This window comes from Pseudomonas sp. NPDC089534, from assembly GCF_044749305.1.
Taxonomy (GTDB): Bacteria; Pseudomonadota; Gammaproteobacteria; order Pseudomonadales; family Pseudomonadaceae; genus Aquipseudomonas; species Aquipseudomonas ekonensis.
The window spans coordinates 42,104-61,788 of record NZ_JBIVHR010000007.1 but is presented as its reverse complement, the minus strand read 5'-3'; the positions used below and the strand labels follow the sequence as shown (position 1 = coordinate 61,788).

Genomic DNA, 19,685 nt, shown 5'->3' with positions numbered 1-19,685 from the left:
AAGCCAGCTCCCACAGGGTTTTGGGGTGGCCGCAGATTCTGCATACACCCGTGATCCCTGGTGGGAGCCAGCCTGCTGGCGATGGCGGTGGGTCAGTTCAGGGGCAGTTCATCGATGTGCCGGTATTCGGCTTCCAGCGCCGCCGCGAGCTGCCGGGCGCGGCCCAGGCGGATCGGCCCGCGTTCGATGTCGATCAGCAGGCCTGGGCACGCCAGTGCCGGCAGCCCTACCAGATCCTTCAACCGCCCGTCCGTCACCACCAGCAACCGTTGCCGTTCCGCCGGGAAACGCTGGCGGCGCACCGTCAGCCATTGCCCGGCCTCCCCGAGCGCCGCCAGCAGCGGCGTGCCGCCGCCGGCCCCCAAGCCGTCGAGCCAGGCCCGCAGGCCACTGCCGGACTTGAGCCCCTGCACCTGCCACTTCGGCGCTGCGCCGCTGGCGGTGAGCAACGCCAGGCGCGCGCGCTGCCGGTAGGCGTCGTCGAACACCTGGGCGAGCAACCCTTTGGCATCGCTCAGGGCCTGATGGCGGCGGGTCGAGCCGGACGCATCGACGATCACCAGCCACAGTTCATGGGCCGTGCGGGTGCGCATCTGCAACAGCAGGTCGGCCCGGCACCGGGGCCGGCCGTTGAGCAAGGTGCCCGGCCAGTTCACCGAGCCGCTGCGGGCGGCGTGGCGCTTGCCTTGCCTGCCGTTGTCCAGCCGTCCGGCGCGGGGTCTGGCATTCGCCCCCGCGTCGGACCGGGGGCGAATGCCTAGGGCTTTTTTGGCCAGTGCGGCACTTCGCGGCGGGCACCGGTGGCTTGCGCCGGTGCGGGCATTTCGCCCCATTGGCCCTGCCCTTCGCGGCGGTCGGCCTGGCTGTCGGCCGGAGAATGCGCCGGTGGCTGCGCAGGGGCCGAAGGGTGTTCGCGGCGGCGATGGCGCAAGGCGAATTCGGCCACCGCGTCGATGTCCTGCCCGTCGATCGCGCTGGCCCCGCGCCAGGCCGCATGGGCCCGGGCCGCCCGCAGCCAGACCAGGTCCGCCCGCAAGCCATCGACGCCGGCGGCGAAGCAACGCTCGGTGATCTGCGCCAGGGCGTCATCGTCCAGCGGAACGTCCGCAAGCCTGTCGCGGGCGTTGCGGCAGCGCTCGCGCAGGGCTTGCTGCTCGCCTTCCCAGTGCGCGCAGAACCCTTCGGGGTCGCTGTCGAAATCGAGCCGGCGACGGATGATCTGCCCGCGCTCGGCCGGCGCCGTGTGGCCGCCCAAGGCGACGTTGAGGCCGAAGCGGTCGAGCAGTTGCGGCCGCAGTTCGCCCTCTTCCGGGTTCATGGTGCCGATCAGGACGAACTTCGCCGAGTGGCGGTGGGAGATGCCGTCGCGCTCGATCAGGTTGGTGCCGCTGGCGGCCACGTCGAGCAGCAGGTCCACGAGGTGGTCGGGCAACAGGTTCACTTCATCGACGTACAGCACGCCGCCGTCGGCCTTGGCCAGCACGCCCGGCGAAAACTGCGCCCGGCCTTCACCCAGCGCGGCGTCCAGATCCAACGTGCCCACCAGCCGCTCTTCGGTGGCGCCCAGCGGCAAGGTGACGAACTGACCGCCGTTGAGCAGGTCAGCCAGCCCCCGTGCCAGCGTGGATTTGGCCATGCCCCGCGGGCCTTCGATCAGCACGCCGCCGATCTTCGGGTCGATGGCGGTCAGGCACAGGGCCAGTTTCAGGTCATCGGCGCCGACCACGGCGGACAGGGGGAAATGGAAGGTGTCGGTCATCGTTCGGTACTCAATCAAGGTCGGGCCTTAAGCAACTGTAGGAGCGAGCCTGCCCGCGATCACGGTGGAACAGGCAAGTTCTGGGGCAAGGCTATCGCGAGCAGGCTCGCTCCTACAGGGGCATGGGTCAGGTCTCTTCTTCTATATCCAGCAACAGGTTCTCCAGCGCCTCGCGGTACGCGCCCGGATCCTGCCACATCCCCCGCTGCTGCGCCTCCAGCATCCGCTCGGTCATGTCCCGCAGGGCATGGGGGTTGTGCTCGCGCACGAACTCGCGGGTCGACGGATCCAGCAGGTAGGCGTCGGCGAGCAACGCGTACTGGTGGTCGTCGATCAGTTGCGTGGTGGCATCGAAGGCGAACAGGTTGTCCACGGTCGCCGCCAGTTCGAACGCGCCTTTATAGCCGTGCCGCTTGACCCCGTCGATCCATTTCGGATTGGCCGCCCGGGAACGGATCACCCGGTTGAGCTCTTCCTTGAGCGTGCGGATCTTCGGCAGGTCTGGCTGGCTGTGGTCGCCGTGATAGCTGGCGGCGGCCTCGCCGCGCAGGCTTTCCACCGCCGCGAGCATGCCGCCCTGGAACTGGTAGTAGTCGTTGGAATCGAGCAGGTCGTGTTCGCGGTTGTCCTGGTTGTGCAGCACCGCCTGCACCTGGCTCAGGCGCCGGGCGAAACGGTCACGGGCGGCGGTGCCTTCGTCCGCGCCGCCGTAGGCATAGGCACCCCAGTTCAGGTAGACCTCGGCCAGATCCTCGCGGGTCTGCCACAGCCGCGCATCGATGGCGCCCTGCACGCCCGCGCCATAGGCACCGGGCTTGGCGCCGAAGATCCGCCAACCGGCCTGGCGCCGGGCGGCGTCTTCGTCCAGCCCCGACTGCACCAGCGCTTCACGTTCGGCGCGCACCTTGGCGGCCAGCGGGTTGAGGTCGTCCGGCTCGTCCAGTTCGGCCACCGCCTGCACGGCGGCGTCGAACAGGCGGATCAGGTTGGCGAAGGCATCGCGGAAGAACCCGGACACCCGCAGCGTCACGTCGACCCGGGGCCGGTCGAGCAGGCTCAGCGGCAGGATCTCGAAATCGTCCACCCGCTGGCTGCCGGTGGCCCACACCGGACGCACGCCCATCAGCGCCATGGCCTGGGCGATGTCGTCGCCGCCGGTGCGCATGGTCGCCGTGCCCCACACCGACAGGCCGATCTGGCGCAGATGGTCGCCGTGATCCTGCAAGTGCCGCTCAAGGATCAGGCTGGCGGACTGGAAGCCGATGCGCCACGCGGTGGTGGTCGGCAGGTTGCGCACGTCCACCGAATAGAAGTTGCGCCCGGTGGGCAGCACATCGAGGCGGCCGCGGCTCGGCGCGCCGCTGGGGCCGGCGGGCACGAAGCGACCGTCCAGGGCATCGAGCAGGCCGCGCATCTCCGCAGGACCACAGGCGTCCAGGCGCGGAGCAATGACCTCGCGCAGGTTCGCCAGGATCTCATTGACCGGCGCCCAGCGAGGTTCCTTTGGATGTGAATCGGTTGAGCCTTCAGCATTGCGTTCCACGGACACACCGCTCCCACCGGGGGACGTCGTCGTCGAGGCGATCAACTGGGCGGCGAACAGTTCCAGGCGTTCGCGGGTGTCGCCGCAGGTGCGCCAGGCGTCGTCACTGACCGCTTGCAGTTCATCCGGACGCGGCCCCGCCCACGGTTCGGCCAATGCGCAATCCAACGGGTCGAAACCCAGCCCGAACGCTTTGGCCAGCGCCCGCAGCAGGCTCGACTGCGCGCCCTTGCCGTCGCCCCGCGGAATGCGCAGCAAGGCCAGCAACGTGTCGGTGCGCAGCGGTCCGGTGGGCGACTCGCCGAACACGTGCAGGCCATCGCGGATCTGCGATTCCTTAAGGTCGCACAGGTAGGTGTCCAGACGCGGCAGCCATACCGCCGCATCCGCATCGCTGTCGAGCGCGGCGTCCAGTTGCAGTTCCCGGTCGATCTGCGTCTCGCGCACCAGTTGCAGGATGTCGCGCTGCAGCTCGCGGGCGCGGCGCGGGTCGAGCAGTTGCGCTTCGTAATACTCGTCCGCCAGCAACTCCAGGTTGCGCAGCGGGCCGTAGGTTTCGGCGCGGGTCAGCGGCGGCATCAGGTGGTCGATGATCACCGCCTGGGTGCGGCGCTTGGCCTGGGCGCCCTCGCCCGGGTCGTTGACGATGAACGGATAGATGTTCGGCAAAGGCCCGAGCAATGCGTCCGGCCAGCACTGGTCGGACAGCCCCACGCCTTTGCCCGGCAGCCATTCGAGGTTGCCGTGCTTGCCGACGTGGATCAGCGCATGGGCGCCGTAAGTGCGGCGCAGCCAGAAATAGAACGCCAGGTAGCCGTGGGGCGGCACCAGGTCCGGGTCGTGGTACACCGCGCTCGGATCGACCTGATAACCCCGTGCCGGCTGGATGCCGACGAAGGTCAGGCCGAAGCGCAGGCCGGCGACCATCATGCGGTTGTCGCGGCACATCGGGTCTTGCTGCGGCGTGCCCCAGCGCTCCAGCACCGCCGCGCGGTTGGCGTCGGGCAAGGCGTCGAACATCGCCAGGTACTCGTCCATGCCCAGGCTTTGCTGGCAGGGGCGTTGGTCGAGGGTGTCCAGGTCGTTGCTGACGCCGCCGAGCAACTGGCGGATCAAGTCGGTGCCGCTGGCCGGGAGTTCGGCGGGCAGCGGATAGCCGTTCTGATGAAGCGCCCGGAGTATGTTCAGCGCCGCCGCCGGCGTATCCAGACCGACGCCGTTGCCGATGCGCCCGTCCCGGGTCGGGTAGTTGGCCAGGATCAGCGCCACGCGCTTTTCGCGGTTCGGCACACGGGCCAGGTCAGCCCAGCGCCGCGCCAGTTCGGCGACGAAATCCATGCGTTCCGGTTGCGCCCGGTAGCAGACGACGTCCGACTGGCTGCGCTCGCTGCGCCAGGCCAGGTCCTTGAAGCTGATCGGCCGGCTGATGATCCGCCCGTCCAGCTCCGGCAAGGCGATGTGCATCGCCAGGTCCCGCGGGCCCAGGCCCTGCTCGCTGGCGCGCCAGCCGGGTTCGTTGTCCTGGGCGCAGATGGCCTGGATCACCGGGATGTCGCGGCGGAACGGCCGCAGGTGCGGCGCTTCCGGGCTCGACTGGGCGAACCCGGTGGTGTTGAGGATCACGCCGGTTTCGGTTTCGTCCAGCCAGTCCTCGACCACCGCCAGGCAGCCCGGCTCCTTCAGGCTCGCCACCGCGATGGGCAGCGGGTTGAGCCCCGCCGCCTGCAAACGCTGGCAGAACACATCGATGAACGCCGTGTTGGCCGCCTGCAAGTGCGAGCGGTAGAACAGCACCGCCGCCACCGGACGGCCGGCTTGCCAATCGGCCTGCCAGTCGCCCAGGGCGGCGGTGCTTTTGTGCGGGTGATAGATCGCGGTGCGCGGCAAGGCCTGCGGTTCGCCCCAGGCGTAGGGGCGATCCAGCCAGCGGTTGGCCAGGCAACGGAAGAAGTCCAGCGCGTTGCCCAGGCCGCCCTGGCGCAGGAATTGCCAGAGCCGGTCGCGGTCCTCGGCGCCGACGGTGCTCAGGCCGCTCAGCTCCGGGTCGGGCCGGTCGTCGCCCGGCACCAGGATCACCTGCACCCCGCGCCCGGCCAGTTCCACCAGACGCTCGACGCCGTAACGCCAATAGGCGATGCCGCCGTGCAGGGAAATCAGAATGACCTTGGCATGGCGCAGCACTTCGTCGACGTACAGGTCGACCGACGCGTGGTTCTGCACCTGCATCGGGTTGGCCAGGCGCAGGCTCGGATAGTCGTCGGGCAGCTGCTGCGCCGCTTCGGCGAGCAGCGCCAGGCTGGAGTCGCCGCTGCACAGGATCACCAGTTCGGCGGGGGTCTGTCCAAGGTCGGCAATGTTGTCATCCGACACGAAACCGCCGGGCTGGGTCCTGAGCAGGTGCATGGCTTACACGCTGAGCGCGGCGCGCAGTTGCGCTTCGAGCTGGGCGGCGTCCAGTTTCTGGCCGATCAGCACCAGACGGGTGATGCGCGCCTCTTCTGCGCCCCACTGGCGGTCGAAGTGCTTGTCGAACCGGGTGCCCACGCCCTGGATCAGCAGACGCATCGGCTTGTTCGGGATCGCCGCGAAGCCCTTGACCCGCAGGATGCCGTGCTGAACCACCAGTTGGGTCAAGGCGTCGAGCAGCAGGCTTTCGTCGGCTTGCGGCAGTTCGATGGAAATCGAATCGAAGGCGTCGTGATCGTGGTCGTCGTGGTCATCGCCGTCGTGGTGATGGTCGTGATGGCTGTGGCGTCCGTCGATGTGCTCCTCGGAACCGGCGCCCAGGCCGATCAGCACGTCCAGCGGCAGGCGGCCGTTGCTGGCTTCGACGATCTTGACCGCCGGCGGCAGCTCTTCGGCGACTTCCAGGCGCACGCGGGCCAGATCCTCGGCGCTGGCCTGGTCGGCCTTGTTGAGGATGACGAGGTCGGCGCTGGCCAGTTGATCGGCGAACAGCTCATGCAGAGGCGATTCGTGGTCCAGGTTCGGGTCGAGCTTGCGCTGGGCGTCGACCTGGTCCGGGAACGCGGCGAACGTGCCGGCGGCCACGGCCGGGCTGTCGACCACGGTGATCACCGCGTCGACGGTGCAGGCGTTGCGGATTTCCGGCCACTGGAAGGCCTGCACCAGCGGTTTGGGCAGCGCCAGGCCGGAGGTTTCGATCAGGATGTGGTCGAGGTCGCCGCGACGGGCCACCAGCTCGCGCATCACCGGGAAGAACTCTTCCTGCACCGTGCAGCACAGGCAGCCGTTGGCCAGTTCGTAGACGCGGCCGGTGGCTTCTTCTTCGGTGCAGCCGATGGTGCATTGCTTGAGGATTTCGCCGTCGATGCCCAGCTCGCCGAACTCGTTGACGATCACCGCGATGCGGCGGCCCTGGGCGTTGTCGAGCATGTGCCGCAGCAGGGTGGTCTTGCCCGAGCCGAGGAAGCCGGTGACGATGGTGACGGGGAGTTTGGCCAGTGTTTTCATCGGATGCCCTTTGGCGAGGTGGCGGGCATGCGGGACGAGAGCCGGCGACGCACTTGCGTGCCGGGAGCGTTCGCCACCGGATCACCCCGCCCGGTTGTAGTGAGAATCTGTGTCGAGGCAGGTCTCCTGGCTGACGGCGTGCCGGCCTTTGGGCCTGGCATCCGCTGCGCCTTCCCGCGGCCCTGTTGTAGCAGGCTTGCAGTGGCATGGCAGCGAACATCGCCGTTCACAGTTGCGGGGGCAGCCGCGGCTTGGACCGCGTTCCCTTCTTAGCTTCGGCAGCCGCCGAAGAACCTCGAAAGCGCAAGGCTACGCATGGTCGGCAGGCGGGTCAATGTCTGGTGCATTATCGCTATATAGACTTTATTTATTCATATATTGGCCGCGACCCTTTCTCATTTAAAAAGTTCAACGTAAGTTATTTCCTACAAGTTCACAAAACAGAAACTTTTCCTACGCTCCGCTTTCCCTCGGACTAGAGCGCCCGAACAGCAGAATTACATATCTTTACAAAAACAGAATTGATAATTCAAAACAGGAAATGAACCATAAAGCCACATAAGGAATATGTATTTCATAAGAAAGGAATTCTTGCATGCCTGATTATCGTCAGTGTCCGCGCCTGTCTATTCCTCTGAAACCCGCCTGCGTGCCTGCGCCATGAGTGCCGGTAGCGCCATCGGGCAGCCGGGCAGTGCCGTGCTGTTCGAACTGTCTGAGCGGCTGCGCAACGACCACTACGCCGACAGCACCGATTTTCCGGCCGCTCAGGTGGCGTCATTGGGCCGCGAAGCCTGCCGCGCCTTCGACCGCACCTGGGACAACCTGCCGCCGGACACCTACCTGAACGCAGAGAACGGCCGCCGCGAGCGGCGCATCTGCAAGTTCGAGTACCGCCAGCGGGAACGCCACTGGACGGCCCTCGACGACTGCCATTTCTTCCAGGCCCAGTCCCACAACCCGCTGCTGGGCGGCGTCCAGCGCACCTATGCGCACAGCGAGCCGGCCTTCACCGGATCGCCCGTGCTGCGCAGCCTGCTGGCGGCGGACCTGGCGCTGATGGACCTGGCGGTCGGCCACCGCGACTGGCTGGTGACCTGCCATCAGTTCCGCATCCTGTGCGACGAAACCCGCGAAGGCCAGGCCACCCCCGAAGGCCGTCACCGCGACGGCCACGATTTCGTCTTTCAGCACCTGATCCAGCGCCAGCATGTGATCGGCGGCGAAAGCCGGATATTCAACGAAAACGGCGACAATGTTTTCAGCGCAACTTTGACGAACTACCTGGAAACCGTCGTATTGAATGACCGAATACTTCTGCACGAAGTTTCCCCTCTGCAGAAGTTAGGCATTAGTTCTAATCGCAGCACTCGCGACATGTTGATCATCGACTTCGACCTGGCGGATTACTAATGAACCATTCAACTTATGCAGTGCCCTCCGTTGCGCCCAGCGCGCACAGTTTCATTATCGAACAGTTCGAAGAGGCCCTGACGCGCCGAACTTCGACAGTGTCCCTGACCGCCAATGAAAATGTGTTGTCCGACACGGCCCGGGCATTGGGGCAAAACCGCCATTACGACCGTTACCTGTTCAACGTCCGGCCGATTGCGGGCCATCGCTACGCCGCCGAGTTCGGCGGGATGCAGGTCGAACACTTCCCCGAGGTCGAAACGCTGAAGGCGCTCGCGACCCGCGCCGCCCAGACGATGTTCAACGCCGAGTTCGTCGAGTACCGCGTGCTGTCCGGCGTCCACTGCACCTTGAGCGTGCTGGCGGCGCTGACCGTCCCGGCGGACATCGTGATGTCCCTGGCGCCCGAAAGCGGCGGCCATTTCGCCACCGGACCGCTGGTGCAGAAGATCGGCCGGCAGAGCGTGTTTTTCGGGCTCGGCACGGACGGCCAGATCGATCTCGACGCCTTCGATGCGCACCTTCAGACGCTCGGGCAACCGCCGGCCGCCGTGCTGCTCGACCATGGCCTGACCACCCGGGCGATCGCCGTCAGGCCACTGCGCAAGCTGCTCAACCGGCGCGGCCTCGACCGCACGCTGATCATCTGCGACGCCTCCCACACGCTGGGGCTGATCGCCGGCCAGGCCTATCCCAACCCGCTCGACGAAGGCGCGGACATCCTCCAGGGCAACACCCACAAATCCCTGCCGGGCCCGCACCGGGCGCTGATCGTCTGCCGACGCGCCGACCTGGCCCGGCAGATCGAGCACAACGTCGGGGGCGCGCTGGTGTCCTCCCCCAACCTGCCCGGCCTGCTGCAACTGTTCGTCACCCTGATGGAGATGGAACGCTACGGCCAGGCCTATGCCGAACGCATGTGCGCCAACGCCCGCCAGTTGCACGATGCGCTGACCGGGCTGCCGGGCTGGACGGCGCACGCCACCGACACCCATATGTTGCTGCTCGAAGGCACCTTCAGCCAGCACGCGGCGCAACAGCTCAACGAGCTGGGGATACGGGTCAACAACAAACGCATCGACGGGCGCGACTGCCTGCGTTTCGGTGTGCAGGAAATCACCCGCCTGGGGATCACCGGCGAAGACCTGGACGCCCTCGCCCACATCATCCGCAACGTGCTGACGGACAGCGTCAACGCCGCCGACCGGATCCGCCTGGCCCACATCTGTCACCGGTTGAACCGGGTTCACTACAGTTTCGACGAGGAGTCCTGCCGATGAGCGCAGCCGCTTGCCTGATTGTCGGCAACATCCGCGACGGCGAATACGAAGGCTTGATCGCCGAAGGCATCACGCCGCTGCTGATCGCCGACAGCCGCGCCACCAGCAAGATCGCCGACGCGGCCAGGGTGCCGCCGGTGGCCCGTTACGACTTTTCCAAGGGCCTGACCCCGGAACTGATCGACCTGACCCAGCGACTGCTGGATGAGCACGGGTTCACCAGCGTGCTGAACTTCCGTGAAGGCTATGTCGCCGTCACGGGCCGCCTGTGCGCGGCGGTGCCGGCCCTGGCCCATCTGCACCGCAACGTCGAGCACACGCTGGACAAGGTGCTGCAGCGCGAGCGTTTCCAGGCGTCCGCCAATCCCGACCTGCACGTGATCTCCCGCGAAACGGGCATCGACGAACTGCTCGCCGCACCGGATGCGCTGCCCTACCCGTTCGTCCTGAAGCCTGCGAACCTGTACAGCAGCCTGTTCGTGCGCTGCATCCGCGACCGCCAGGAGTTGCTGGACTACAGCCGCCGCGAATGGCCGGCGCTGCAACGCTACGTCGCCGGCAAGCAGCGGGAAACCGACCAACTGCTGCTGGAGGAATACCTGCACGGCTCCAACCATTCGATCGATTGCGCCATCGGTCCCGACGGCAACATCAGCAGCTTTCCCATCGTTGATGTGATCGCCGGGGTCGACATCGGCCGGGACGACTTCCACCACTTCGCCCGCTACACGCCCTCGACCCTCGAACCGGATGCGTCGCTCAAAGCGCGATGCCACCGCTTGGCCCACGACGCCGTGCAGGCCCTCGGCCTCAAGGGCACGTTCGCCCATGTCGAGTTCATCCTCACCGCACGCGGACCGAGGATCCTGGAGGTCGGCGCGCGGCCCGGCGGCAGCCGGATCCACGTGATCCGCCAGGCGTGGCAACTGCCGCTGGATGTCTGCTATCACCGTGCCCTGTCCGGCGAAGCACTGCCTCAGCCCAGCGACGTCCCGCAACCGTTCGGAATCGCCACGCCCTTCGCCCGGACGATCCGCACCTACGACGGCCTCCATCACGCCCAGCGCCTGCGTAGCCTGCCGGGCTTCCAGCGCTGGTACGCCTACGCCGCGCCGGGCGACGCCATCGGCCCGGCCAGCAACGGGTTCCAGAACTACCTGTACGTCGAGTTCCGCCAGCCCGACACGGCCCGGCTGCGCGAATCGCTGCTGGCGGTCACCGACATCGATGTCTATGGCGAGCGCGCCGACCTGGAGCCTGCCAAACGTGTCCTGCTGATCGGCGGGCGGGATTCGGGACTGGACTGGGACACCGCGCACCGCTTCCATTTCACCCTGGTGCAGCAACCCGACCAGTTGTCGGACTATCAGCGCGAGCATGCGGCGCTGGTGCTGACGCCCAACATCGCGGACCTGGCCGGCTACGGCGACACGGTCGAGCGCCTGCACCGTCAACGGCCGTTCGACGCCGTGGTGTCGTTCTCCGAACTGGGCCTGCTGCCGGCCTCGCTGCTGGGCGAACGGCTGGGCATCCCGCACAACAGCGTGCGCAGCGTCGAGGTCAGCCGCGACAAGCTGCTGTTCCGAAGGCTCCTGCAAGGCAGCCCGTACGAACTGCACTGCGCAGCGGCGGACAGCCGCGAGGACGTGCGCGCCTTCGTCGAGCGCCACGGCGCGTCGATCGTCAAACCGGTCAGCGGCTCGGGCAGCCAGGGGGTCTACGCGGTCAGCCGGCCCGAAGACGTCGACGACCTGCCGCTGCAAGGGCACAACCTGATCGAAGCGTTCGCCGGCGGCGACGAATACAGCGTGGAATCCCTGAGCCTCGACGGCCGCCACCGGATCCTCGGCATCACCCGCAAGCACACCAGCGGCGCACCGGGTTATGTCGAGACCGGCCATGACTTTCCTGCCGCGCTGGACGAGGCCAGCCGCACGCTGATCGAAGACGCGGTGCTGTGGCTGCTCGAACGCATGGGCAACCGCTGGGGGCCGGCGCACACCGAGGTCAAGCTCGACGGCACGCGCCTGCACTTCATCGAAACCCAGACCCGCTTCGGCGGCGACCAGATCTGGGAGATGGTCTGGAAGACCACCGGCGTGCACCTGGCGGCCAGCACCCTCGCGGCGATGACCGGCACCGACCTGCCGGCCCCGGAGCAGGCGTTCGTGCAAATGGCGATCCGCTACATCGAAACCGACGGCACGACCGACCCCGAACGCCTGCGCGATCAACTGCTGCGCCACCCCTTCGCCCTGCGCGCAACGCTCGACCAGGGCAAGTTCGGCCGGCCCATCCGCCGCTCCGCCGACCGGCACGGCTACGTGCTGCTGGCCTGCGCCGCCGAGGACGACCCGAACGTCTTCGGCGCCGCGATCTCCCACCCTCGTTTCACCACCCAAGGACTGGCGCAATGAGCACCCAAGAGACCCTGTTCCACATCGACGGCCCGATCAGCCCGAACTTCCCGCTGATCTCCTTCTCCACCAACGTGTACGACAACCCGGCGGACATCCTCGGGTCGATCACCGATCTGTCCAGGCATTTCAGGGCCGTGGAGTTCGAGATCGGCGAGGACGCCGAAACCGTGTTCTGGTCGCTGAGCGTTCAGGCGCGCAACGAACTGGCACGGCAGGTTCGCGCCTTCACCGAGCAGAACGGCATCACCCTGACGGTGCATGCCGGCTGGTGGGGCCGCCAGTACAACCTGTGCTCGCCCGATCCGGTCGAACGGGGCCAGGCGGTGGACTGCCTGAGCGCCGCCGTGGACTTCTCGCGCCTGGCCGGCGCCACCAGCGTGACGTTCCATCCGGGCTACAAGGACCAGTTGGAGAACACCGAACTGCTGGACAACCTGATCGTGGCGATCAACGAAGTCAAACAGCGCGTCGACACCCGCGGCATCGACCTGTGCCTGGAGAACATGGGCGGCCAGCGGCCGAAGTTCCCGGTGTTCAGCGTCGGCGAGCACTTGCGCTTCAATCGCGAGACCGGCTGCTTCGTGACCATCGACGTGACGCACCTGTGCTCGCTGATGCCCTACGGCGAAAGCCTGTTCCAGGCCATCGCCGAGCTGGCCCCGGTGACCCGCCACCTGCACATCGCCGACCTCAACGACACCCACCACCAGCACCTGCCCATCGGTGAAGGCAACCTGCGCCTGAGCGATGTGCTCAACCGCTTTGCCGTCAACGGTTACCGCGGCGTGGCAGTGGTCGAGGAGTTCATCCCGCGCTTCTCCACCGAGTACTACCTGGAGAAGGCGCTGGCCTACAAGGACGGCGTCGAGGACCTGCTGGCGGGCGCACGGCGGAGCGCCCATGCCCGCTGAGTCCGCGCTGGCGGAACCGGCAGCCCACAGCGAGATCACGACCGGCCTGCGCGATGCGTTGCCGTTCGTGTTCTCGCTGCTGCTGACCTTCACCCTGATCGGCATGCTCGGCCGGCGCCACGGCCTGGACCTGCCGTCGATGGTGGTGTTCAGCGGCACGGTGATGGCCTCGCCGTTGCAACTGACGTTGCTGGAGACGCCGGCGCACCTGCTGAACGCATTCGGGGTGCTGGTCTCGGCGCTGAGCATCAACCTGCGCTTTCTGGTCTTCACCCTGAGCCTCAAATCCAGCCTCAAAGGCTCCGTCAGGTCCTTTGTCCCTGCCTTGGCGGTGATGGCCAACGCGGCCTTCACCCTGATGTCGATCCGCAAGGAACAAGGGCCGGTCAGCCGCCCCTACGCCAATACCGTGTGCTTTGCGCTGTACGCCGCCGCCCTGCTCGGCACCGCCGCCGGCTACGGCTTCGCCAGCCTGGCCGACAACGGGCTGATGGAGCATGTCAGCGTGGTGATCGCCATTTTCATCAGCGCTTCGCTGGGCAAGATGGCCCGCGACCGGCACAGCCTGCACGCGCAATGGATCGCCGGGCTCGCCGCCGCGGCCAGCCTGCTGTGGCTGGGCGACATCAGCCTGATGGCGGTGCTCGCGGTCACTGTCCTGACGAGTTACGCCTATGACCGAACCTAGTGTTTTCTGGCTGTACGTGCTGATTTGCGCGCTGGTGTCGGCCGCCTGCCGGCTGTTGCCGCTGGCGGTGGAGGTCGAACGTTTGTCCGGCGGAGCCCGGGCGTTCATCGACCGGTTGGGCAAATACACCTCCGTCGCGATGCTGATCAGCCTGCTGGCCGGCTCGCTGCAGCCGTTGGCCGGCCAGCAGCCGTCGGCGCACCTGTGGATCGGGCCCGTGGCGCTGGCCTGGCTGCTGGGCCTGACGCGCATGAAGTCCTACTACGCCTTTCTGATCGCGCTGGGCGCCTACGTTCTGCTGGCCCTGCGTTAGCCGTCGATTGACTCGGATCGTGCGCCCATGCTCTCCTACACAACTTGTTACGGGTGCCCTTCACAGGGTGAAACGGGAAACCGGTGAATCATGTGCTTTACTCTAAGGCCATGTCAGTCCGGTGCTGCCCCCGCAACGGTAAGCGAGCGAAGCGTCAGATCCACTGTGCCTGCGGCATGGGAAGGTGACGCTTGCAGGTCGGCCGACGCCAACCCCTCGCGAGCCCGGAGACCGGCCCGCAACGCACAGCGCGCACCTGCGCCGCTGAACATAACAAACCCGCGGTGGGCGGGCGCTGTTCGAACCCTGCGTGCCCGTCCCGCAGGGTTTCCATGCGCTCTATTCACCCGCTGACACCACAGAGGGAAGCGCCATGTCGATCATCACCAGCACCGGCAGCACTGACAAGAGCCCCGCCGGCACCACCACCCTGAGCCAACGCCTGACCGCCGCCGTCTGCGCGTCGATCCTGGGGGCCTGCCTCGTCTACTTCGCCGGGTTCTCGCACATCGAAGCGGTGCACAACGCCGCCCACGATACCCGCCACAGCGCCGCGTTCCCGTGCCACTGAGACCTGCCGACATGATCAAGCGCATTGCCCGGACCGCCGGGTTCACCGGCCTGCTGGCCGCCCTGCTGCTCACCCTGCTGCAAAGCTTTTGGGTCTCCCCGCTGATTCTGCAGGCCGAGACCTACGAGAAGGCCGAACCGGTCGCCGAAGTCCACGAACACGCCGCCGGCACCCCGGCCCACACCCATGACGCCGAAGCCTGGGAGCCGGAAGACGGCTGGCAGCGCGTGCTGTCGACCACCGGCGGCAACCTGGTGGTGGCCGTGGGCTTCGCCCTGATGCTGGCCGGCCTCTACACCCTGCGCACACCGACCAAGACCTCCCAGGGTCTGCTCTGGGGCCTGGCCGGCTACGCCACCTTCGTGCTGGCGCCGACCCTGGGCCTGCCGCCCGAACTGCCCGGCACCGCCGCCGCGGACCTGGCCTCGCGGCAGATGTGGTGGATCGGCACCGCAGCCTCCACCGCCGTCGGCCTGGCCCTGATCGCCTTCAGCCGCCACTGGCTGATGAAGATCCTCGGCGCCGCCATCCTGGCCGTGCCCCATGTGATCGGCGCACCGCAACCGGAGGTGCACTCGATGCTCGCCCCCGAGGCGCTTGAGGCGCAATTCAAGATCGCTTCGCAGCTGACCAACGTCGCGTTCTGGCTGGCCCTGGGCCTGATCAGCGCCTGGTTGTTCCGCCGCAAGAGCGAAGGCCAGTACCACGCATGACCGCCGACGGCGCAGCGCCGACCCTCGTGGTCGGCCTGGGCTGCCAGCGCGGCTGCCCGGCCGAGACGCTGCTCGCGCTGCTCGAACAGGCCTTGCAGGCCCATCGCATCGAGCTGGCGGCGGTCAAGGCGCTGGCCAGCATCGACCTCAAGCGCGACGAACCCGGCCTGCGGGAACTGGCCACGCAACTGGCGCTGCCCTTGCTGTACTTCAGCAGCGAGGAACTGGCCGGCTACCGGCCGCGCCTGAGCCATCACTCGCAGATCGCCTTCGAGCGCACCGGCTGCTACGGCGTGGCGGAAAGCGCAGCGCTGGCGCTGGCCGAACAGTTGAACCAGGCACCGGCGAAACTGCTGATTCCGCGGCAGAAGTACGCCCAGGCCACACTGGCATTGGCCGGCGCGGCCTGAATTCCCGATAATCCCCGCTTTCGATCATGAGCGCCGTTCATGCGGGACGCTCGTGACGCCCCGCACCGCTCCTTTTTTCAGGATGGAACAATGACCGTCTACTTCATCGGCGCCGGCCCCGGCGATCCGGAACTGATCACCGTCAAGGGCCAACGGCTGATCCGCAGCTGCCCGGTGATCATCTACGCAGGCTCGCTCGTGCCGGCGGCGGTGCTGGAGGGGCATCGGGCCGACAGCGTGGTCAACAGCGCCGAACTGCACCTGGAACAGATCATCGACCTGATCAAGACCGCCCACGCCAACGGCCAGGACGTCGCCCGGGTGCATTCCGGCGACCCGAGCCTGTACGGCGCCATCGGCGAACAGATCCGCTGGCTGCGCGAGCTGAACATTCCGTTCGAGATCGTGCCCGGCGTGACCGCCACCGCGGCGTGCGCCGCACTGCTGGAGGCCGAGTTGACCCTGCCGGACGTGTCGCAGAGCGTGATCCTGACCCGCTACGCGGACAAGACCGCAATGCCGGCCGGAGAGGAACTGGGCAGCCTGGCGCAGCACGGCGCGACCATGGCCATCCATCTGGGGGTCAACCATCTGGAAAAGATCGTCGGCGAACTGCTGCCGCATTACGGCAAGGACTGCCCGATCGCCGTGGTTCACCGGGCGAGCTGGCCGGATCAGGACTGGGTGGTGGGGACGCTGGAGGACATCGCCGTCAAAGTGGCCGCCAAGGGCTTTCGGCGCACGGCGCTGATCATCGTGGGGCGGGTGCTGGGCAGCGACCACTTCAGCGAATCGTCGCTGTACCGTGCAGGGCATGCGCACCTCTACAGACCCTGAAACGACTGTGGCGAGGGAGCTTGCTCCCGCTGGATCGCACAGCGATCCCAACACCGGCCAGCGCATTCATCACGGTAAAATGCGCTGGCCGGGTTGCGGCTGCTTCGCAGCCGAGCGGGAGCAAGCTCCCTCGCCACAGGGGGCGTAGCCTGACTCAGTAGTAGGCGTTTTCTTTCTGCGTGTGGTCGGTCACGTCGCGAACGCCCTTGAGCTCCGGAATGCGCTCGAGCAGGGTGCGCTCGATGCCTTCCTTCAAGGTCACGTCCGCCTGGCCGCAGCCCTGGCAGCCGCCGCCGAACTGCAGCACGGCGATGCCGTCGTCGACCACGTCGATCAGGCTGACCTGGCCGCCGTGGCTGGCCAGACCCGGATTGATCTCGGTTTGCAGGTAGTAGTTGATGCGTTCGTTGATCGGGCTGTCTTCGTTGACCATCGGCACCTTGGCGTTCGGTGCCTTGATGGTCAGCTGGCCGCCCATGCGGTCGGTCGCGTAGTCGACGACGGCATCGTCGAGGAACGCTTCGCTGAACGAATCGATGTAGGCGGTGAAGCTCTTGAGCCCCAGCGCCTTGTCTTCGGGTTTCTCTTCGCCCGGCTTGCAGTAGGCAATGCAGGTTTCGGCGTACTGGGTGCCAGGCTGGGTGATGAAGATGCGGATGCCGATGCCCGGGGTGTTCTGCTTGGAAAGCAGATCAGCCAGATAATCGTGGGCGGCGTCGGTGATGGTGATAGCGGTCATGGAAACTCCTCGCAGGCTTGGGCGGAGTTTACGCCAATCGGAGCCCGGGACAAAGTCCTAGTATTTACGTAGGAATAGTTCGCAAATCGCCGGGGGGCCGCCCTCACCCTGCAGGAGCCGCCACCGGCGTCATCGCCAGCAGGCTGGCCCCCACCGTTCGGGTTGCGGCACAGCCGGTTCAGAGGTTCTCGTAGCGGTTCATGTCCAGCACGCCCTCTTCCACCGGATCGGTGTCGTGGATGTAACGGCTCAGGTCGTGGAAATAGAACCAGAATTGCGGATGGCTGCGGCGGATGCCCCAGCGTTCAACGATGTTCTCGAACTGTTCCTGATCCTTCGCGTTTTCCATCGCATCGACGAACGCCGACACCTGATCCGCCGGAAGATTGAACATGAAGTTCGGATAGCTGGTGAGCACGCCCGGATAGATCGTCAGCGTGTCGAGCCCCGGCTGGTAGCGCAGCGACTCGCCGAGCAGGAACGCCACGTTGCTGTGGGCGCGGTTGCGCAGCAGGCTGTAGACCTCGCGCTTGCCGCTGGCGGTCTCGACGCGCAGCAGGGTCGCCTCCGGCAACTGGTCGATCACCTTGAGCCCGGCGGCCGGGCGCGACGCCAGGCGGCTCAGGGCCTGCTCGGCGTTCTGCAGGGCCGGGTCGATGTTCGGCCGCGAGCAATAGGCGTCCTCGCAACGGTTGATCGGGTCGGGCCGCGCATTCAGTTCGCCGTAGCGGGCCAGCAACTGCCGGGCGAAATCGCGTTTCGGGTCCTTGGCGTCGAGCTTCAGCGCGGTCGGCTTGTCGTCGTCGATGGCCTCGTAGTCGAGCCACATCTTGAACTGGCCGCTGCTCTGATACCAATCGTCCAGATAGCCTTCACGGGAGTCGGCGGGCATCAGGCGCAGGAAGTTCTGCTCGGCGCCGTTGCGGATCAAATCGAAGTACAGGCGCGTCTGCGCCTGGTGGGAGACGTTGCCGAACACATCGAAGTTGACCGCCAACTGGTAATAGGTGCGCTCCAGCAGCGGGAAGTCGAACAGCCACATCGTCTGCGGCACCTCGCCGATCAGGCCCTTGGTGACCGAGGCGCTGTCGAAGTGGCGGAAAATGCTCAGCAGCGCGTTGTCGTTGCCGGCCCACAGCGTCGACCAGCTCGGTGCGGGCAGCTCGGCGTAGCTGTCGCGGCGCAGGGCTTCGTACTGGTTGCGCTTGTTGCGGTAGTCGTGCCACAGGCTCAGCACGCTGCCGACGTCGTCGTTCTGCCCCGGCATCGCCAGTAGCGGCGTGGCCTGGCCGCGGTAGTTCGGGTCGGTGATGTACAGGTCGTGCTCCGGGGCCTGGAACAGCGCCCAGAAGTTGTCGCGGATCACGTCGGTCGCGATCTGCCCGCGGCACACCGGCCCGCGGATGAAGGTGCGCACGAAGTATTCGGCGTTGTCGAGCATGAACTGGTAGCGCGCCTGGGCCGGGATCGCCTCGAAGGTGGCGAACGGGTTGGCCCGGCTCTGGGGCCCGTAGCCCGGCAAGGCGTGCACCTGCCACTTGCCGTTGTAGAACAGGCTCTTGACCCGGGCCAGCTTGGCCGCGCTCAGCGGATAGGTGATGTGGGTCTTGTGCACGATCACCCCCTGCACCGGCCACAGGCGGTAGTACACCTGGGTGCCCGGATCGTCGTTGGGGCGGCGGGTGTTGATCAGGTCGATCGGCTGGCCGGTCGGCGTGCGCGAACGCACCCACTGGAAGAAATGCCCCGGCTCGCCGTCCTTGAAGTAGATGTGCGCCAGGAACCAGTGTTCGAACAACCAGCGTCCCACCAGGCTCTGCCGGGCGCCGGGGGTGTTGAGCAGGTTTTCCCACTGCACGATCTGCATCGCCTCCTTGGCGCTCGGCGCCAGCCCTTGCTCGTCGATGGGCGCGCCGGACGCCAGCCAGCGCTGCAGGGTCTGGTACTGCTGCTGGGTCAGGCCGGTCACGGCCAGCGGCATGCCTTCCTTCGGATGGCTGGCGGCATAGCCGTCGAACTCGGCCGGCATGGCGCATAGGTTCTCGCGCTGCAGGCCGAGCACGATGTCTTCAGGGAGTTTGGCGTTGGGTTGCAGGGGCGTCCTGTGGCCCAGCTCCAGCATGCGCGCCATCAGCGCGGCCTGGCTGCCCTGGGCGTCGAGCACCGAATAGAAGCCCTTCTCCTGCCATTGCCGTTTGCCGAAGGCGTCATAGAACAGCCGTGTGGTCGGCGCGGCCTGGGTGCGTTCGCCGTCGTAGACCGGCATCTTGCTGGCGCCGCGGGCCGCGCCCTCGCCGCTGCCCAGGTTCAGCTGGCAGGCGGAGTCGTAGCAGGCGTGGCAGGCCACGCACTTCTCGGTGAAGATCGGCTGGATGTCGCGGGTGTAGGAAATGGCCGTCCCCTGCGCCGCCGCGCCAAAGCTCAAAAACAGCAACACGATGCTGATGACGCGGTACGACATGTCCCTGATCCCGATCCTGTAGAAAACCGCGCGATTCTACCGCCGGCACGCCCGCTCCAACATGAGCGATATTCATGCAAATGCGCCGCATGCTCTAAATCCGCGCAGGTTTGTTATGATTCCGGCCCTTCGTCATGGTCTTTTCGAGTAGTC

The 19,685-nt window shown here is 66.7% G+C and carries 16 protein-coding genes and 2 riboswitches; of the genes, 10 read left to right on the top strand and 6 right to left on the bottom strand.

Going from position 1 to position 19,685, the window contains the following annotated elements; genetic code table 11:
- Positions 1 to 92: 92 nt before the first annotated feature.
- The 4 genes from ACIP0B_RS03570 to cobW all read right to left on the bottom strand — a co-directional run bounded on the left by ACIP0B_RS03570 (position 93) and on the right by cobW (position 6,776).
- Complete coding sequence (locus ACIP0B_RS03570) at positions 93 to 833, bottom strand: VWA domain-containing protein (protein ID WP_400829841.1); 741 nt, start codon at positions 831 to 833, stop codon at positions 93 to 95.
- Positions 758 to 1,759, bottom strand: a complete 1,002-nt coding sequence (locus tag ACIP0B_RS03565; protein WP_400829839.1) for an ATP-binding protein — start codon at positions 1,757 to 1,759, stop codon at positions 758 to 760. Before ACIP0B_RS03565 ends, ACIP0B_RS03570 begins: the two co-directional genes overlap by 76 nt.
- 127 nt (positions 1,760 to 1,886) lie before the next feature.
- Positions 1,887 to 5,705 (bottom strand): cobaltochelatase subunit CobN, encoded by a 3,819-nt coding sequence (gene cobN / locus ACIP0B_RS03560; protein WP_400829837.1) that lies wholly within the window; start codon positions 5,703 to 5,705, stop codon positions 1,887 to 1,889.
- 3 nt (positions 5,706 to 5,708) lie between these two features.
- Complete coding sequence (cobW, locus tag ACIP0B_RS03555) at positions 5,709 to 6,776, bottom strand: cobalamin biosynthesis protein CobW (RefSeq protein WP_400829835.1); 1,068 nt, start codon at positions 6,774 to 6,776, stop codon at positions 5,709 to 5,711.
- A 98-nt stretch (positions 6,777 to 6,874) separates the two neighbouring features.
- Positions 6,875 to 7,089: riboswitch (cobalamin riboswitch) on the bottom strand.
- A gap of 347 nt (positions 7,090 to 7,436) precedes the next feature.
- On the opposite strand from cobW, the gene ACIP0B_RS03550 reads away from it, so the two are divergent.
- The 10 genes from ACIP0B_RS03550 (at position 7,437) to cobM (ending at position 16,332) form a co-directional block, all read left to right on the top strand.
- Positions 7,437 to 8,189 carry a 2OG-Fe dioxygenase family protein gene (locus ACIP0B_RS03550; protein WP_400829834.1) on the top strand — a complete coding sequence of 251 codons (753 nt, stop codon included), beginning with the start codon at positions 7,437 to 7,439 and terminating at the stop codon, positions 8,187 to 8,189.
- Positions 8,189 to 9,469, top strand: coding sequence for a hypothetical protein (locus ACIP0B_RS03545; RefSeq protein WP_400829832.1), 1,281 nt, complete (start codon positions 8,189 to 8,191; stop codon positions 9,467 to 9,469). Before ACIP0B_RS03550 ends, ACIP0B_RS03545 begins: the two co-directional genes overlap by 1 nt.
- Positions 9,466 to 11,886 (top strand): acetyl-CoA carboxylase biotin carboxylase subunit family protein, encoded by a 2,421-nt coding sequence (locus tag ACIP0B_RS03540; RefSeq protein WP_400829830.1) that lies wholly within the window; start codon positions 9,466 to 9,468, stop codon positions 11,884 to 11,886. The genes ACIP0B_RS03545 and ACIP0B_RS03540 overlap by 4 nt, the downstream gene beginning before the upstream one ends.
- The gene (locus ACIP0B_RS03535) at positions 11,883 to 12,800 is read left to right on the top strand and encodes a sugar phosphate isomerase/epimerase family protein (protein ID WP_400829828.1); all 918 of its coding nucleotides are present in this window, start codon (positions 11,883 to 11,885) and stop codon (positions 12,798 to 12,800) included. Before ACIP0B_RS03540 ends, ACIP0B_RS03535 begins: the two co-directional genes overlap by 4 nt.
- Complete coding sequence (locus ACIP0B_RS03530; RefSeq protein WP_400829827.1) at positions 12,790 to 13,488, top strand: AzlC family ABC transporter permease; 699 nt, start codon at positions 12,790 to 12,792, stop codon at positions 13,486 to 13,488. Before ACIP0B_RS03535 ends, ACIP0B_RS03530 begins: the two co-directional genes overlap by 11 nt.
- The gene (locus tag ACIP0B_RS03525) at positions 13,475 to 13,801 is read left to right on the top strand and encodes an AzlD domain-containing protein (RefSeq protein WP_400829825.1); all 327 of its coding nucleotides are present in this window, start codon (positions 13,475 to 13,477) and stop codon (positions 13,799 to 13,801) included. Before ACIP0B_RS03530 ends, ACIP0B_RS03525 begins: the two co-directional genes overlap by 14 nt.
- A gap of 34 nt (positions 13,802 to 13,835) precedes the next feature.
- Positions 13,836 to 14,056: riboswitch (cobalamin riboswitch) on the top strand.
- 118 nt (positions 14,057 to 14,174) lie between these two features.
- Positions 14,175 to 14,372 carry a CbtB domain-containing protein gene (locus tag ACIP0B_RS03520; RefSeq protein WP_400829823.1) on the top strand — a complete coding sequence of 66 codons (198 nt, stop codon included), beginning with the start codon at positions 14,175 to 14,177 and terminating at the stop codon, positions 14,370 to 14,372.
- Positions 14,373 to 14,383: 11 nt separating this feature from the next.
- Entirely contained in the window at positions 14,384 to 15,085 is a 702-nt protein-coding gene (locus ACIP0B_RS03515) for a CbtA family protein (RefSeq protein ID WP_400829822.1), read from the top strand.
- The gene (locus ACIP0B_RS03510) at positions 15,082 to 15,495 is read left to right on the top strand and encodes a cobalamin biosynthesis protein (RefSeq protein WP_400829820.1); all 414 of its coding nucleotides are present in this window, start codon (positions 15,082 to 15,084) and stop codon (positions 15,493 to 15,495) included. Before ACIP0B_RS03515 ends, ACIP0B_RS03510 begins: the two co-directional genes overlap by 4 nt.
- 90 nt (positions 15,496 to 15,585) lie before the next feature.
- On the top strand, positions 15,586 to 16,332 hold the full coding sequence (cobM, locus tag ACIP0B_RS03505; RefSeq protein ID WP_400829819.1) for a precorrin-4 C(11)-methyltransferase: 747 nt from the start codon (positions 15,586 to 15,588) through the stop codon (positions 16,330 to 16,332).
- Between the two features lie 154 nt (positions 16,333 to 16,486).
- On the opposite strand, the gene nfuA is transcribed toward cobM, so the two are convergent.
- Both nfuA and ACIP0B_RS03495 read right to left on the bottom strand, forming a co-directional pair.
- Positions 16,487 to 17,071 carry a Fe-S biogenesis protein NfuA gene (gene nfuA, locus ACIP0B_RS03500; RefSeq protein ID WP_085586164.1) on the bottom strand — a complete coding sequence of 195 codons (585 nt, stop codon included), beginning with the start codon at positions 17,069 to 17,071 and terminating at the stop codon, positions 16,487 to 16,489.
- A gap of 178 nt (positions 17,072 to 17,249) precedes the next feature.
- Positions 17,250 to 19,532: a fatty acid cis/trans isomerase gene (locus ACIP0B_RS03495; RefSeq protein WP_400829817.1), complete on the bottom strand. Its 2,283-nt coding sequence runs from the start codon at positions 19,530 to 19,532 to the stop codon at positions 17,250 to 17,252.
- Positions 19,533 to 19,685: the final 153 nt, after the last annotated feature.

Excerpts from the sequence above, each read along its gene's own strand:
- ACIP0B_RS03570 (WP_400829841.1), bottom strand. The coding sequence starts at position 833 with ATGGGGCGAAATGCCCGCACCGGCGCAAGCCACCGGTGCCCGCCGCGA.
- ACIP0B_RS03565 (WP_400829839.1), bottom strand. The coding sequence starts at position 1,759 with ATGACCGACACCTTCCATTTCCCCCTGTCCGCCGTGGTCGGCGCCGAT.
- cobN (WP_400829837.1), bottom strand. The coding sequence starts at position 5,705 with ATGCACCTGCTCAGGACCCAGCCCGGCGGTTTCGTGTCGGATGACAAC.
- cobW (WP_400829835.1), bottom strand. The coding sequence starts at position 6,776 with ATGAAAACACTGGCCAAACTCCCCGTCACCATCGTCACCGGCTTCCTC.
- ACIP0B_RS03550 (WP_400829834.1), top strand. The coding sequence starts at position 7,437 with ATGAGTGCCGGTAGCGCCATCGGGCAGCCGGGCAGTGCCGTGCTGTTC.
- ACIP0B_RS03545 (WP_400829832.1), top strand. The coding sequence starts at position 8,189 with ATGAACCATTCAACTTATGCAGTGCCCTCCGTTGCGCCCAGCGCGCAC.
- ACIP0B_RS03540 (WP_400829830.1), top strand. The coding sequence starts at position 9,466 with ATGAGCGCAGCCGCTTGCCTGATTGTCGGCAACATCCGCGACGGCGAA.
- ACIP0B_RS03535 (WP_400829828.1), top strand. The coding sequence starts at position 11,883 with ATGAGCACCCAAGAGACCCTGTTCCACATCGACGGCCCGATCAGCCCG.
- ACIP0B_RS03530 (WP_400829827.1), top strand. The coding sequence starts at position 12,790 with ATGCCCGCTGAGTCCGCGCTGGCGGAACCGGCAGCCCACAGCGAGATC.
- ACIP0B_RS03525 (WP_400829825.1), top strand. The coding sequence starts at position 13,475 with ATGACCGAACCTAGTGTTTTCTGGCTGTACGTGCTGATTTGCGCGCTG.
- ACIP0B_RS03520 (WP_400829823.1), top strand. The coding sequence starts at position 14,175 with ATGTCGATCATCACCAGCACCGGCAGCACTGACAAGAGCCCCGCCGGC.
- ACIP0B_RS03515 (WP_400829822.1), top strand. The coding sequence starts at position 14,384 with ATGATCAAGCGCATTGCCCGGACCGCCGGGTTCACCGGCCTGCTGGCC.
- ACIP0B_RS03510 (WP_400829820.1), top strand. The coding sequence starts at position 15,082 with ATGACCGCCGACGGCGCAGCGCCGACCCTCGTGGTCGGCCTGGGCTGC.
- cobM (WP_400829819.1), top strand. The coding sequence starts at position 15,586 with ATGACCGTCTACTTCATCGGCGCCGGCCCCGGCGATCCGGAACTGATC.
- nfuA (WP_085586164.1), bottom strand. The coding sequence starts at position 17,071 with ATGACCGCTATCACCATCACCGACGCCGCCCACGATTATCTGGCTGAT.
- ACIP0B_RS03495 (WP_400829817.1), bottom strand. The coding sequence starts at position 19,532 with ATGTCGTACCGCGTCATCAGCATCGTGTTGCTGTTTTTGAGCTTTGGC.